The organism is Halotia branconii CENA392 (assembly GCF_029953635.1).
Classification (GTDB): Bacteria; Cyanobacteriota; Cyanobacteriia; order Cyanobacteriales; family Nostocaceae; genus Halotia; species Halotia branconii.
This window is the reverse complement of record NZ_CP124543.1, coordinates 4,530,508-4,545,047: the sequence shown is the minus strand read 5'-3', so window position 1 is coordinate 4,545,047 and position 14,540 is coordinate 4,530,508. Positions and strand designations below refer to the sequence as shown.

Sequence of the window (14,540 nt, the reverse complement as noted above, 5' to 3'; positions counted from 1 at the left end):
CAATTCTTAGCAAATTTCGCTTTTGAAAGCAAACATAACATGAAGACTCCGTATATCGGCATCTTAATGGAAAGCCCGATTCAATATCATGCACCCCTTTTTCAGTTTATGGCTAAAGACAGTCGCTTTCGTTTGAAAGTGATGTATATGTCCCAGCGAGGAGTCAAACCTTTTTACAACCCTCAACTCAAAATGACGCTGCAATGGGATATTCCTGTTCTAGAAGGATATGATTATGTATTTTTAGACAACAACTCTCCTATTACTGATGATGGTGAAAGTTTTTGGACTCTGATGAATTTGGGAGTTCATAAAACAATCGCCCAAGAAAAATTCGACGCAGTTTGGGTACATGGTTATGCCTACGCAACTTGTTGGTTAGCGCTTTTAGCCTGTCAAGCCACAAAAACTCCCTTGTTTCTGCGGGGAGAAAGTGAAGATTTTTTCCCCAGGTCGAAATGGAAGACAAAAGTTCGTAATTTCGGACTATCTGCTTTTCTCAAGCAAATTGCAGCAGCTTTATATATCGGCTCCTACAACCGGGAATTTTACCTCAATCACCACGTTCCAGAAGAACGTCTTTTTTACGTTCCCTACAATGTTGATAACGATTGGTTTAATGTCCAAACACCAGAGCGTTTAGAATTTAGGAAGCAAATACGAGCTGAATTAGGGCTAGATACAAATACAGTTGTATTTATCATGGCTTCTAAACACCGTTTAGATCGCTACCCAATGGACGTAATACAAGCCTTTTGCCAAATCCCTAAAGAACTCAATGCAGCTCTATTAGTGCTTGGAGATGGGGTACTACGGCCAGAATTGGAAGCTTATGCTCAAGCTCATGCAGATGGGCGACACATTCACTTTCTAGGTTTAATTCCCCAGTCTAAATATCCAGGCTATTTAGGGACAGGTGATATTCTTATCCACCCATCTTCAGAAACTTGGGGATGTGCGATTAATGAGGGAATCTCAGCTAACTTAGCTGTTATTTCCTCTGATCAAGTTTTGGGCTGGAAAGATATGGTACATCCAGAAATCAACGGTCTGATTTACCCCTTCCATAATGTAGAAGCACTAGCACAATGTATTATATCTTTAGCTCAACAACCAGAACGGGTGCAACAAATGCGGCAAGCATCCCGTAAATTGAGCGAAGATATGGATTTTGGAGTTTGTGCAGATGGCGTAGCAGCTGCATTAGAACGTTTTGGCAAAGCTAATTATAACTAGTAGAAAAAATTTTTCCTAATAATAAATATCCAACAAAAAAAATCAATTAGGTTCTAACGTGCCAGGAATTAGTATTGCCTATAGCAGTGTTCATCAAATATATCAAATTGCTTTAGCTGCTCAAGAACTAGGTGAATTGGATAATTTTTTTTGCTCTGTGATTGATGCACCTGGTAAATGGGGCGCTTTATTTTCTTTGATTTTCGGACGCGATCGCTTAGTCAATCGTCGTTGTTCAGAACTGAATTTGCATCATGTTAAAGAGTATCCTTGGCCTTTAGCATTTCAGTATTTCCAACAAATCCAGCGCAAAAGTTTAGGGCCTGCTGATTGGGAAATCACTAATAATCTATTTGATCAATGGGCAGCGCGGCAACTAAAGACTGTCACTAGTCAACTTTTCGTAGGTGTAGAAACTTGCGCTCTCCGGTGTTTAGAAGTTACTCATGAACGCGGGATCAAAACTTTGTTAGATTGCCATCAAGTACATCCGGACTTTCTAGACCGAGTTATCGCTGAAGCTGCTTCAGATTTAAATATTCCTGTGCCTGAAACTATAGATACACCAACTTGGCGAAAGCAAAAATTACAGGAATTTGAACTAGCAGATTTTTTACTTCTAATTTCCGAACCTCAAAAGCGGAGTTTCTTAGAGGCAGGGTTTGCCCCTGAAAAATTGGCAACAATCACATTATGGGCAGATACAAGTATTTTTTACCCACCGCCAGCACCCATTTCTAAAAACCCAGACATATTGCATGTATTATTTGTAGGTGGACTTTGTTTACGTAAGGGAGTTCCCTACTTGTTACAAGCTATAGAACTATGTGGTTCCAATATAGAATTGACTTTAATTGGTTCCAAAACTTCAGAAATAAATGATTTTTTAAAAAAATCAGAATGCAGATTTAATTATGTGCCAACGATGACCAAAGCTCAATTACGCGAGTATTATTGGCAGTCTGATGTCCTCGTTTTACCTTCGTTAGTGGATACTTTTGGTTGGGTGGCAATGGAAGCAATGGCTTGTGGTTTACCTGTAATTGTCAGCGAAAACTGTGGTGTGCCAGTTCCTGATGAAAATTGGCGAGTACCGATTATGAATGCCGAAGCGATCGCTGAAAAACTTTTAACGTTGCATCACAATCGCGAATATTATGCAAGTCTGGGTAATATAGCAAGTAACTTTGCTCAAAAATTTACTGCGAAACTTTATCGTGAACAATTGCAAACTTTATTTAAAAAAATTTTGTCAAGAGTATAACTAAAAAATAGCAATTAATTTCATTATAATGATTATTCAAATTGTTCCCCAAATGTCTCCAGTGACTACTGGAGTAGGGGATTATGCTTTAGCATTAGCAAAACAATTACGTCAGGAATTTGGAATTACAACATACTTTATTGTGGGCGATCCTAATTGGACTGGAGCTACACAAATAGAAGATTTTCCAATTCAAAAAGTTGACAAGCGTTCTGCAAAAAACTTAACTTCCATTTTAGAAGAAATTGCTTCTTCTGCTACTAACATACTCCTACATTATGTAGGCTATGGCTATGCTCCACGAGGTTGTCCTTTTTGGTTGGTAGATGGATTGCAGCAGTGGCAAACCCGCAAAAGTAAAGCTACTTTAATTACTATGTTTCATGAACTTTACGCTGCTGGTTATCCAATTTGGAGTAGTGCTTTTTGGACAGAACCATTGCAAAAATATCTTGTGAATCGTCTTGCGAGGTTTAGCGATCGCATGATTACTAATAAACCTGAATATGCAAAGATATTGCATAGTTTTTCTTCAAATAAAAACCAGCAAATTCCAATTGTCCCTGTTTTTTCAAATGTTGGTGAGCCAGACAAAATGCTACCGATAGCTAAACGAAAACCACGCTTAGTCGTTTTTGGTGGTACTGGCAATCGATTAAAAGTCTATGAGCAATCAATAACTTATCTAAAACGTGTTTGTCAACAACTCAATATTCAAGAGATTATTGATATTGGACCACCAATAAACCTGTCAATATCTAAGATTAATGATATTCCTATAGTTATATTAGGGCAACAACCTGCTGAAAAAGTTAGTGATATCCTTCAAGATTCATTGGTAGGTTTTTTTTACTATCCACTTGATTTTCTCACTCGCTCTGGTACTTTTGCTGCATACTGTTCTCATGGAGTGATTCCGGTTGGTACTACCTACTATGCTTGGGGAAAAGAGCAGGATGGATTAGAAGAAAACAAGCACTATTTATTAGCAGATAACAAAATTGAGCAATTAAGTTTATCTTTGGGAGAAATGATCGCACAGAACGCCTACAATTGGTATCAAACCCATAATTTATCTAGGCAAGCTAAAATATATAGCGAAGTCTTTAAATAAAAATAAACTATTTAAGTTCAGGCATATTGTTTATATATTTATATTTATATTTACATATAAAGTATGAAAATTTTCATATATTCATCTGTTTTTTACCCAAATATTGGTGGGCTAGAAACAGTTATGTTTAATTTAGCCCATGAGTTCGTTGCTCATGGACATGATATTAAATTAGCTACGCAAACTACAACAAATGAAGTTGATAACTTTCCTTTTGAAATAATTAGATGTCCTACAGTTTATGAACTTTTGCAATTAACTCTTTGGTGTGACATCTGTTTTCATGCTTGTGTAAGCTTGAAAGCAGTTTGGCCTGTTTTGCTTTTAAAAAAACCTTTAGTAATTACTCATCAAACATGGTATTCCTATCCAGGAACAAAACAAACATGGCAAGCTGCACTAAAGCATTGGATAACGCATTTTTCTACTAACATTGCTCCCAGTCAAGCGATCGCAGATCAACTTCCTGCCTCCGTAAAGGTTATTCCCAATTCCTATGAAGATGATGTGTTTTATATAATGCCAGAAATTTCACGCGATCGCGATTTAGTCTTTCTGGGACGTTTAGTTTCAGATAAGGGCGCTGATTTACTTTTAGACTCACTAGCACTACTTAAGCAACAGGGATTGGAACCCAACTTAACAATTATTGGTCAAGGCCCAGAAGAGCTTGCTCTAAAACAACAAGCACAAACCCTTGGAATTGCAGAGCAGATTCAGTTTATTGGTACTCAGCGTGGAGAAACTTTAGCTCGATTGCTAAATGCTCATAAAATCATAGTTGTACCATCAAAATGGCAAGAACCGTTCGGGATTGTAGCTTTAGAAGGAATTGCTTGTGGATGTTTAGTTGTGGGTTCAAGTAGTGGAGGATTGAAAGATGCTATTGGTTCATGTGGAGTTACATTTCCTAATGGAAGTGTAGAATATTTGACAAAAGTATTAACAGAGGTATTAATCAATATTGAAAAATCTGACACTCATAATAAACATCGAAAATCTCACTTAATAAGACATTATAAAAGCTCTGTTGCCAAAGCATATCTCCAAGTTATGGAAGCAATAGTACAGTGAACATAATACTTTTGGCTCTCCCCTTTTTGATAATTATATTTTTTGCGGTTGTTAACCTAAGCTGGCAAAATATAGTCAAGTGTGTCTTATTTGTTGTTATTCTTGATGGAGCTTTGCGAAAGTGGTTTTTACCTCAAGCTAGTAATTTAATTTATCTCATTAAAGATTTTTTTCTGATTATTGCTTATCTGAAATTTTTTATTTTTTCTTATAAAGATCGACCATTAATCAAGAATAATTATCTATCTTATGCTTATATATTTTTGTTTATAGCTTCAATTTGGTTACTTTTTCAGTCTTTTAATCCTGATTTAGGCTCACCAATCATTGGACTATTTGGTCTGAGTCGCTACCTATTGTATATTCCTTTAATGTGGATGCTTCCTTATCTTTTCGATTCTGAGGAAGATTTTTTTAATTTTTTACGCAATTATCTTTTATGCTTGATTCCAGTTTGTGTTCTTGGAATATTTCAATTTTATAGTTCACCCTCTAGTTTTCTCAATATAGCTCCTGGAGGAGAAGAAGCATCGGAAGCACTTGGCTTTGGTGAAGGTAAAATTAGAATATCTAGTGTGTTTGCTTTTCCCAACATTTACACGGCTTATTTGACAATTTGTTTTGGTTTTTTATTACCCTTGATAACAACTCAAAAAAAACAATCTTTCTTCTGGAAAGTCATTATATTTTTAGAGTTATTCTTGGTAATAATTAATTGTTTTATGACTGGTTCTAGGGGAGTAATGATAAATTCAGTTTTAATTTTATTAGGTTATTTATGGGCTAAGAGTGTTGATAATTTTTCTATAATTTTGAAATTTCTTAAAAAAATAGCTATTCCATCCGTAGTTGTAGTATTTCTTTTATCTCGTTATTTTGCTCCAGCAATTGATGCGTTTACAACTCGTGGTGCTTCATCAAGCGAATTTTCTGATCGAATAACCTATGCTTTATCTATTCAGTCTATTCCTGGCAAATCTGTTATTGATGGATATGGCACTGGTGCAACTCAGTCAGGAGTTCAGCCTATAAAAAGACTCTTGTCTTTACCTGCTGGTATAAGCCCCCCAAGTGGCGAGGCAGAAATACATCGAATCACTATTGAAGTTGGATTAATTGGTGTTATATTTTGGTATGGAACACGTATTTTTTTAATGATGGCGCTTTGGTTTGTATATAGAAAGCTCCAAAATGCTTTCTTAAAAGACATGGCATTAGTTGCTTTTTTAATTCATTTACAATTTCTACCAAGTCAAGTTGTTTTTCATCCTCTCGCTGTAGTTTATTATTGGTTTTTAAGTGGCTTTATATTTCTATTACCCAGATTAGAGATTCATAATTATTACCAAAAAACTAATCTTTATAATGTTTTATGATTAAGTTGATATAAGTTTGGGGCTGCAAACAAAATATTATGAATAATGACGATAAAACTATTAATCTTTGGTTTCCAAATTTGTTTGATTTTAAAGGAGGTATACAGGTTTACTTATTGGACGTATTGAAAGTAATAGTCGAAAATTTACCTGAGTTTAAAATTCAAGTTTATAATAAACTTGATCAAGGTAAAAAAATTGAAAATTTTTGTTCATATAATAATATTCTATTTCATTTTCATGGAAATGTTCCTAATGTCTTACGAACATTAATTTTTACATTAAGTTTACTAACAAGTTCACTAAAAAAACGCCCAACACTGATTGTATGTGGCCACATCAACTTTGCTCCTGTCGCTTATTGGGTTTACCGCTTAACAGGAACTCCCTATTGGATAGTAGTTCATGGCACTGATGCTTGGGGTATTAAAGATCAAATCAAACAAAAAGCCTTAAAAACTGCTTCAAAAGTAATTTCAGTCAGCAATTATACACGCGATCGCCTCCTTAAAGAACAAAAGCTTGATCCAAATCAGATATCTTTGTTGCCTGTAACTTTTGACGCTAGTCGATTTGAGATTGCTCCTAAACCAAAACTATTACTAGAACGATACGGTTTAACTTTAGATCAGCCGACAATTTTAACTGTAGCTCGACTATCTCGTAGCGATGGCTACAAAGGCTATGACCAAGTAATTAAAGCATTACCACAAATTAGACAGCAAATTCCCAATGTTCACTATCTTATTGTTGGCAAAGGCGATGATCGTCCGCGGATTGAGCAATTAATACAAAGTTTGAATTTACAAGATTATGTAACTCTTGCCGGATTCATTCCAGATCACGAACTCGTTGCTCACTATAACTTATGTGATGTTTTTGCGATGCCTAGCAAAGGTGAAGGATTTGGCATTGTTTATCTAGAAGCTCTAGCTTGTGGCAAGCCAACGTTGGGAGGAAACCAAGATGGAGCGATTGATGCACTGTGTCACGGTCAACTGGGAGCATTAATCGACCCAGACAATATCGATGTACTTGCTCAAACCCTTATTCAAATTTTACAAGGTACTTATCCTAACCAAATCATTTATCAGCCCGAATTACTGCGTCAAAAAGTCATTAATATTTTTGGCTTTGCTCAGTTTCAACAGACTCTCATTGAACTTTTAAAGCAACAATTAACGTTAACTGAATCGCTAAAATAATTTAACTGCGCTGGCATACATAACTTAAACAAAGGACAAATTCAAACATGGAAGGTGATAATCTCTCTGTTGGCATTGTTGTTACCAACATGAATGAGGATACAGGTGGTATAGTTCCTGCAATTGCAGGATTCGCTAATGTCCTTGTGAAACAGGAGATACACTGCCACTTATTTACTCTTGATGATCCAGAACTCGGTAGTCAAGTTTCCATCCAAGATGTTAAATTACATAGCTTTCCAACAAACTTTTTGGGAAGACGCTTTGGAGGATTTCACCCGAATGCAGAAAAAGCTATTTGGCAATTAGCATCAACAGAATTAAATTTAATTCATAATTATGGTATGTGGATGTTTCCTAATATTTATGCTCGTAAATCGGCAGTAGGTAATCACATTCCATTAATTATTTCACCTGAAGGGATGCTTGAGCCTTGGTCTCTTAAAAATGCTTTTTTGAAAAAAAAATTAGCTTGGCTTTTATATGAAAGGCAAAATTTAAATAGTGCTAGTCTTTTCCATGCAACTTCTATTGCAGAACTTAAATCTATTCGCAGTCTTGGGTTTACACAACCCATTGCTGTAATTCCTCACGGTGTAGATTTACCTGACCTGAAAAAACTACCTAGTAAAGAAGTTTTAACGGAAGTTTATCCTGAACTTTCAGATAAAAAATGGCTGCTATTTTTATCCAGACTTCACCCTAAAAAAGGGTTAGATAATTTACTTTGTGTTTGGCATAAATTGGCTTTTGAGTTTCTTGACTGGCATCTCATTATTGCTGGGCCTGACTTGATTAATTACCAGTCACAATTAGAGCCTATGATCAAAGACTTTGGTTTAGAAAAACGGGTGACTTTTACTGGTATGCTTTCTGGGGAAAAAAAAGCAGCCGCTTTCGCTAATGCTGATTTATTTGTTTTACCCACTCATTCAGAAAACTTTGGTAATGTTGTGCCAGAGTCTTTGGCATACGGAGTTCCAGTCATTACCACCCAAGGTACCCCTTGGCAGGATTTAAGTACTTATGAGTGTGGTTGGTGGATAGAAAATAACCAACAGGCATTGGCTAAAGCCCTCAATGAAGGAATGCAAATGTCATCTCAAGTACTTAAGGCTATGGGACAGAAAGGACGATATTTAGTAGAACAAAAATATTCTTGGGAGCCTGTTGGCCGTGATATGGCAACTGTTTACCGTTGGTTGATCAATGGTGGTGAAGCACCAAGTTGTGTTCAACTTTAGATCAAAGAAAGGTTATCTCGCCGCTTTCAATGAATTTCACTTACTGAGTATATTAAGTATTAGCACAAAAATAAATTCAATAGTTTACAAGAGAAAATAGAATTTTTTAATGCTGGAAAAAATTACTCCTCTTATCCTTACATACAACGAAAGAAACAATATTGATCGCACTCTCCAACGTTTAACTTGGGCTAAAACGATTATAGTTGTTGATAGCTACAGTAATGATGAGACTCTAGAAATTTTGCATTCTTACCCACAGGTACAAATTTTTCAACGCAAATTTGATACCCATGCGGCGCAGTGGAACTATGGTTTGGAACAAGTTAAATCCGAGTGGGTAATTTCTTTAGATGCAGATTACATTCTTACAGATCAATTAATTACTGAGATTCAAGCTTTACCTGTAAATAACCAGATAAATGGCTATTTTGCTAGATTTAAATACTGCGTTTTTGGCAAACCACTAAGAGGTACAATACTTCCTCCAAGACAAGTTCTTTTTCGCAAAAAACAAGCAATTTACATAGATGATGGACACACTCAGCTTTTGCAACTCACTGGTGAATCACTAATACTTTCTGGCTATATTCATCATGACGATCGCAAACCCTTGAGTCGTTGGTTATGGGCGCAAGATCGCTATATGATAATTGAAGTGAAAAAATTACTGGAAACTCCAGTTAATGAACTAAGTGTAGGCGATCGCATTCGTAAACAAAAACTTTTTGCTCCTTTTATTATTTTATTTTATTGTTTAATTTTGAAAGGAGGAGTTTTAGATGGATGGGCTGGATATTACTATGCTTTCCAGCGTATGCTAGCCGAAACATTGTTATCAATTCGCTTGATTGAATATGAAAAACTTTGTCAAAATCAGACTAACCAAAATTGATGCAGAAAAGATTATCTAAATTTCGTAAATATAAAATACTAATATTAATCATTACTGCTTTGTTAGCTATTGAAGTTACCTTAAGACTTTTATTTGGTCTGGGTAATCCTGTTTTAAGCCAAGCTGATACTTACACAGGCTACCGTTTTCAACCAAACCAAAATTTAGTACGCTTTGGCAAACGCATACAATATAACGAGTATTCTCAGCGTTCTGAATCTATAAACCTCAAAAAAACAAAAGGAACACTCAGAATTTTAATGGTTGGAGATTCTGTTCTCAACGGTGGTAATCCTATTGACCAAAAAAAAATAATTACTGAACAATTAGAAGCGAAACTTAAAGCTTCAGGACAGCCTACAGAAATATTGAATGCTTCTGCGGGTTCATGGGGAATTGGTAATCACTTTGGTTATTTAAAAGAATTTGGCATTTTTGATAGCGATGCTGTAATTTTACAAATTGGTACACACGACCTAACTCAACCTACCAGCACAAGCGAACGTGTTGGACACGATCCTAACTACCCAGTTCATTCTTTGTCAGCAATTCAAGAGGCTTTAACTCGCTATGTATTACCTCGATTGCTGGGAAACGTTAACTTAAATCCATTTTCTAATCAGGAAATTCCTCAAATTTATCCTGCACAAGAGAATCAACAGTTTCATAAAAATATGGAATTTTTTAAAGCAGCAGTCAAGTTAGTGCGGGAGCAAAAAAGACCAGTTTATGTTCTTTTTACACCTAACCGTTATGACTTAATTCCTAAACCAACAACTCCACCTTACAAACCAGAGTTTATGAAAGTCCTTAAGTCTTTACAAGTACCACTATTTGATACTTACGAGGCTTGGTCGAAACTTCCTACTAATGTTGTTGAAACTTACTTTCGAGATGAAGTTCATTTAACTGAAATGGGTTATGAGGTAGCAGCAAATTTAATTTTTCAGCAGCTTTGCATACAACAAAAGTTTCAAGGTTGTTCTCTAGCTTTACCTATACCTACTCGTTGAATATTCATAGTTAATTTGCATCGCCAATTCAAAAGATATTGGATTATTGTTTTGGCTATAGAAAATTGAATTAAACCGTGAAAAAAATAGTATAAAACCTTGTACAGAATAATTGTGTACAAGGTTTTGATTGAAACTATTTCAAGCTATGTAGAATAAGGATTCTAAATGACTTCTTCAAAGGTGACCATAAATGGATTGCCTTTGACCGGATTGGAAAACCCGTGCATGAATATTAGGTTTTCTCCATTTGATCCAGTAAACGGTATTCTTTCGCCATTCCTATTATAACCGTCATTGACCATGTAGTTAACAGCTTGTTTGCCACTAAAGTCCATTACTGACATAACATGACTATACATCGTTTTACTTGGCCCGGAGCCACCATATCCGGCATGGTCTATTGATACTCCAACACTTACGGGATCTTTAAGGCGAGAATCACGTAATACTCCGTTGATTATACCATTATAAAATGCATAATAAATTGCTCGATCTCCACGACTGACAATGAACAGATCATCATTTGCAGTGCTAAAAAATCCATGAAACATCTGAACTGGATTTTTACCAACTTGGAATGATTTAAACGGATTATCAGAAACAGCAGCCGTAGCATTTGGATAAATCATCGACTGAACATCATACATTCGCACATTGCCATCCATAGAAGCGATATATGCTATCATCAGAGGCTTGCGTTCTTCACCATATCTTTCTGCTCTTGGAGAGTAAGCAGTATTCCACCAATTACCTGTAGCAACTGATGTTGGTTGGTTTACTGTCAACACTTTTGCTATAACTGGCTTCTGCTGTGGTGCGTAACTAAATGCGTATGGCCATTGGTTTGCAGATGTACCTTCATTCTTTGTTTGGTCGAAGTTTGCTTGAGTAGTCAAGTACATCTGACGATAGTACTTTAGCAAAGGACGAAGGTCGATCAATGCAACCTTATTTTCTGCTCGTGAACTGACGATCGCATATCCACTTTGAGCAGTTTGTTTCCACTTATTATTGGTATCATCCCATTGCCTGTTGTACCAAGTGTTACGCACTGATTGAGAATTTAAATCATCATTGTAATTATCATTATTTCCTCTTGGATTTCCTAATCTAGTACTTACTGTCACATCTATCGCATTTGGTGCAGCAAAAGGTAAATCAATGTATCCAATCACTTTAAGGTCTTGAACAGTTGGCCATCCTGGCAAGCCCCAGTAAAATCTCTTTTCTTGTGCGTTCTGGCGATTTTTCACAGCCAATACTGCTACTTGTCCTTTGCGGTTAACAGTATCCCAAACCGTTACTAACACAAACTCGTTGTTGTTAGTAACTGTCATTGCTGTCGGGACTTTCCCTGCATCAAGTTTTACCGAACGGTTGAGATATCCTTCGAGACTATATCCATCATTACCAGTTCCAGCAATTCCTATGAGTCCATTTTGGAAGGCTAAAAAGCCTGTCACAGAAGCACCACCAACTCCTCTAGCTGTTGCAATTGGTGGTAGTGGCAGTGTCCCACCAGAAGCTTCGTCATATTCGCTGACTGCTGGAGTTATTGGAACACTGATACCATTACGATTCCACCAATCTGGTGTCCACTCTGCACGCGCCCTCAAACACAATCCATTATCAGTGAAGCTAATAGCACCATCAGAATTTCTCATATTTGATGAGCCGAATCTATATTGGGCAGGTGCATCCGCATCAGGCGAAAATAGCATCTGACCTGAGGTGATCCAAGCTGCTCCTGGATCACCGTCTGTTCCCGGTTCTACTCGACACCAAGAACCAGCATTTTTGCGAATAATACCATCGCTTGATGGTTGATATACCAACGGGAACGATTCTGCTGTGGTGTGAAAGTCGCTATATTTAGGACCGAAACGATAATCGATCATTTCGCGCTTGTGATAGTTCTGCGCTACGTTGGTGTATTCTGTCCAATTTATACTGCCATCAGAGTTGAGAATCCGTTCTTTCCAGGAAGTACTACTGGGTGTTGGTGTTGGATCTGGTGTTGTTTGACTGGTGGGTATCAATTCCACGTAATCTACTCTGGCATACTCTCCGCTATTCTCTGTCCCTTCAATTTCAAGCACATCTCCTGAGTTGAGTGTTACGCCTGTAGCTACGGTACGGCGCACTCGATTGTTATTAGTGACATAGTTAGTACCTAAGTCTTGGTTCAGACTCCAAGTATCTACTTGGCTGCCTTTGATCTTCACTGCCAAACTAGCCACACCATCGTTCTCATCGTAGTAGGCGACCACTACATCGTAGTTTCCTGCGGTTCCACTAAAGGTAGTTTTGGCAGTACCTTTCTCTGTGGAACTACTTCCGGCCAAGCTGATCATTGAACCACCTGAAGCAAGACTGTTTGACTCCAAGCGATACACGCTTCTTGTCATACTTTCTGCTTCTATACGGATAGGTGCAGTTGTTGCCTGTGCTAATTGGATGTTGGCAATCAACTTGTCTAAATCACTATTGAGAACATAGTTATTATTGGTGTCTTTGACTTTTGTTGTTTGAAGTGATGCAGTATGACTGCCATTGACAGTTATATCTGAAGTCTTGTCTGGGACACTGATTTGGTTGAATGCTGTTCGAGATGTATTTGTTGAAACTAGATTAGCTGCATTGGTGGGAACTGCACCAATGAAAGCAATACAAAAGATAACAGCAGGAGAATAGACTGCTGTCAGAACGTTATTAAAAAGCTTCATAAGAACCTCATCCGCCGATTGTCTTGATTTTGCGAACACACTTCTATCTAAATTCAGAAGTTCAGAAGTATTGAGGGATACACACTAGAAAGTATCAAAATTGCACGAAAACATTAACTACTTTTGGTAGCTTTTCAACAACTGATTGACCTTGGTAAGCCGTAAAACTTATCTACAGAAAGAGTTTGAACTGAAACCTTAAATTGTGACTAACACTAAGTTAAATTGATGAAGAAACTAGGTTTGAGAGAGTAGTTTGGAATACGATCGCACAAATCCAAAAGATGCTGTGAATAGTTAACTGCTACCTCCTCAATAAACATGAAAATTTCTTATTCCGCATGGGTAAATTTACCATAAATTCACATAGCGTCAATAGTATTACAGTAAAATTACGTGCGTTTAATGGCATTTAAAAACTGTAGAAACTATAACTAGCAATATTTTCGGCAAATAATTAAATTTATTTTTATGGTGCTAAACCGATGATTTATTCGTGTATCACACATACTTCAATAGAAATTATCTCGTTTATTTGAAAGGATAATAGTAGAGTTTTTACAAAGATTGAGAAAATTTCAGTATCACTCAAACTGTTATCCTGTAAGCACTAGCATCACAATCTGAAAATCAAATTATCAATATTTCGCAGAAAATAGCTTGACTTTGTAACTGATTGCAAATAAGATTTAAACCCAATGATGAAGTCAATTTAAAAGCCTTCCTGTGACTCATTTTTAAATATCTTAGTCCTTGAAACTTTTTTGAAAATCATAAGTTAAATTTATGAGAGGATGGGTAAAATTATCCAAACGTCAACTAACAAAATATTTGATTTTGGCTCCAGTAATTTTTATCCTGACAACACTGGTTCTGATTCCTGTACGTTTAGCGATCGCCTCTTACCAAGCACCACAACCCCAAGCTATTTTCATGCTCGGTGGCACTACATTAGGAGAGCGAGAAGAATTTACTGCTGAATTTGCTCATTGGTATCCATCCCTAGAAATTTGGATTTCTTCTGGTATTCCTTCTCATAAAATACGCAAGATTTTTAAAGATGCAGGTATTTTAGATAGCCGTCTTCACTTGGACTATCGTGCTGTTGATACAGTTACTAACTTCACTACCCTAATTCCAGATTTTAGACAACGCAAAATACAGCATTTATACCTGATTACTTCCGATTTTCACATGCCCAGAGCTAAAGCGATCGCTACTCTTGTTTTAGGTAGTCAAGGTATTACCTTTACTCCACTTTCTGTAGCTTCAGATCAATCCAAAGAATCCACCATGCATATAACTCGTGATGTTGCTCGCTCTATTCTGTGGATTTTTACAGGTTATACAGGTGCTAGTCTCAGACCTGCTATATAATTGACTATCAAAT

Annotated in this window: 11 protein-coding genes; 10 read left to right on the top strand and 1 reads right to left on the bottom strand. The window is 36.7% G+C overall.

Annotated features, from left to right (window positions below; translation table 11 throughout):
- Nucleotides 1–39: 39 nt before the first annotated feature.
- The 9 genes from QI031_RS20020 to QI031_RS19980 all read left to right on the top strand — a co-directional run bounded on the left by QI031_RS20020 (nt 40) and on the right by QI031_RS19980 (nt 10,421).
- A complete protein-coding gene (locus QI031_RS20020) occupies nt 40–1,236 on the top strand; it encodes a glycosyltransferase family 4 protein (protein ID WP_281481406.1) in 1,197 nt (398 codons plus the stop codon).
- 58 nt (nt 1,237–1,294) lie between these two features.
- Nucleotides 1,295–2,500: a glycosyltransferase family 4 protein gene (locus tag QI031_RS20015; protein ID WP_281481405.1), complete on the top strand. Its 1,206-nt coding sequence runs from the start codon at nt 1,295–1,297 to the stop codon at nt 2,498–2,500.
- Between the two features lie 28 nt (nt 2,501–2,528).
- Nucleotides 2,529–3,614, top strand: coding sequence for a glycosyltransferase family protein (locus QI031_RS20010; protein WP_281481404.1), 1,086 nt, complete (start codon nt 2,529–2,531; stop codon nt 3,612–3,614).
- 63 nt (nt 3,615–3,677) lie between these two features.
- Complete coding sequence (locus QI031_RS20005) at nt 3,678–4,688, top strand: glycosyltransferase family 4 protein (protein WP_281481403.1); 1,011 nt, start codon at nt 3,678–3,680, stop codon at nt 4,686–4,688.
- A complete protein-coding gene (locus QI031_RS20000; RefSeq protein WP_281481402.1) occupies nt 4,685–6,064 on the top strand; it encodes a hypothetical protein in 1,380 nt (459 codons plus the stop codon). The genes QI031_RS20005 and QI031_RS20000 overlap by 4 nt, the downstream gene beginning before the upstream one ends.
- A 38-nt stretch (nt 6,065–6,102) precedes the next feature.
- On the top strand, nt 6,103–7,269 hold the full coding sequence (locus QI031_RS19995; RefSeq protein WP_281481401.1) for a glycosyltransferase: 1,167 nt from the start codon (nt 6,103–6,105) through the stop codon (nt 7,267–7,269).
- A gap of 47 nt (nt 7,270–7,316) precedes the next feature.
- Entirely contained in the window at nt 7,317–8,513 is a 1,197-nt protein-coding gene (locus QI031_RS19990; RefSeq protein ID WP_281481400.1) for a glycosyltransferase, read from the top strand.
- A 109-nt stretch (nt 8,514–8,622) separates the two neighbouring features.
- The gene (locus QI031_RS19985) at nt 8,623–9,408 is read left to right on the top strand and encodes a glycosyltransferase family 2 protein (protein ID WP_281481399.1); all 786 of its coding nucleotides are present in this window, start codon (nt 8,623–8,625) and stop codon (nt 9,406–9,408) included.
- Nucleotides 9,408–10,421: an SGNH/GDSL hydrolase family protein gene (locus tag QI031_RS19980; protein WP_281481398.1), complete on the top strand. Its 1,014-nt coding sequence runs from the start codon at nt 9,408–9,410 to the stop codon at nt 10,419–10,421. The genes QI031_RS19985 and QI031_RS19980 overlap by 1 nt, the downstream gene beginning before the upstream one ends.
- A 164-nt stretch (nt 10,422–10,585) precedes the next feature.
- On the opposite strand, the gene QI031_RS19975 is transcribed toward QI031_RS19980, so the two are convergent.
- Nucleotides 10,586–13,150: a carbohydrate-binding protein gene (locus QI031_RS19975; protein ID WP_281481397.1), complete on the bottom strand. Its 2,565-nt coding sequence runs from the start codon at nt 13,148–13,150 to the stop codon at nt 10,586–10,588.
- Nucleotides 13,151–13,936: 786 nt separating this feature from the next.
- Here QI031_RS19975 and QI031_RS19970 point away from each other — a divergent pair.
- Nucleotides 13,937–14,527, top strand: a complete 591-nt coding sequence (locus QI031_RS19970; RefSeq protein ID WP_281481396.1) for a YdcF family protein — start codon at nt 13,937–13,939, stop codon at nt 14,525–14,527.
- Nucleotides 14,528–14,540: the final 13 nt, after the last annotated feature.

What these genes read in the sequence shown, in the direction of transcription:
- QI031_RS20020 (WP_281481406.1), top strand. Translation starts at nt 40, where the DNA reads ATGAAGACTCCGTATATCGGCATCTTAATGGAAAGCCCGATTCAATAT.
- QI031_RS20010 (WP_281481404.1), top strand. Translation starts at nt 2,529, where the DNA reads ATGATTATTCAAATTGTTCCCCAAATGTCTCCAGTGACTACTGGAGTA.
- QI031_RS20005 (WP_281481403.1), top strand. Translation starts at nt 3,678, where the DNA reads ATGAAAATTTTCATATATTCATCTGTTTTTTACCCAAATATTGGTGGG.
- QI031_RS19995 (WP_281481401.1), top strand. Translation starts at nt 6,103, where the DNA reads ATGAATAATGACGATAAAACTATTAATCTTTGGTTTCCAAATTTGTTT.
- QI031_RS19990 (WP_281481400.1), top strand. Translation starts at nt 7,317, where the DNA reads ATGGAAGGTGATAATCTCTCTGTTGGCATTGTTGTTACCAACATGAAT.
- QI031_RS19985 (WP_281481399.1), top strand. Translation starts at nt 8,623, where the DNA reads ATGCTGGAAAAAATTACTCCTCTTATCCTTACATACAACGAAAGAAAC.
- QI031_RS19980 (WP_281481398.1), top strand. Translation starts at nt 9,408, where the DNA reads ATGCAGAAAAGATTATCTAAATTTCGTAAATATAAAATACTAATATTA.
- QI031_RS19975 (WP_281481397.1), bottom strand. Translation starts at nt 13,150, where the DNA reads ATGAAGCTTTTTAATAACGTTCTGACAGCAGTCTATTCTCCTGCTGTT.
- QI031_RS19970 (WP_281481396.1), top strand. Translation starts at nt 13,937, where the DNA reads ATGAGAGGATGGGTAAAATTATCCAAACGTCAACTAACAAAATATTTG.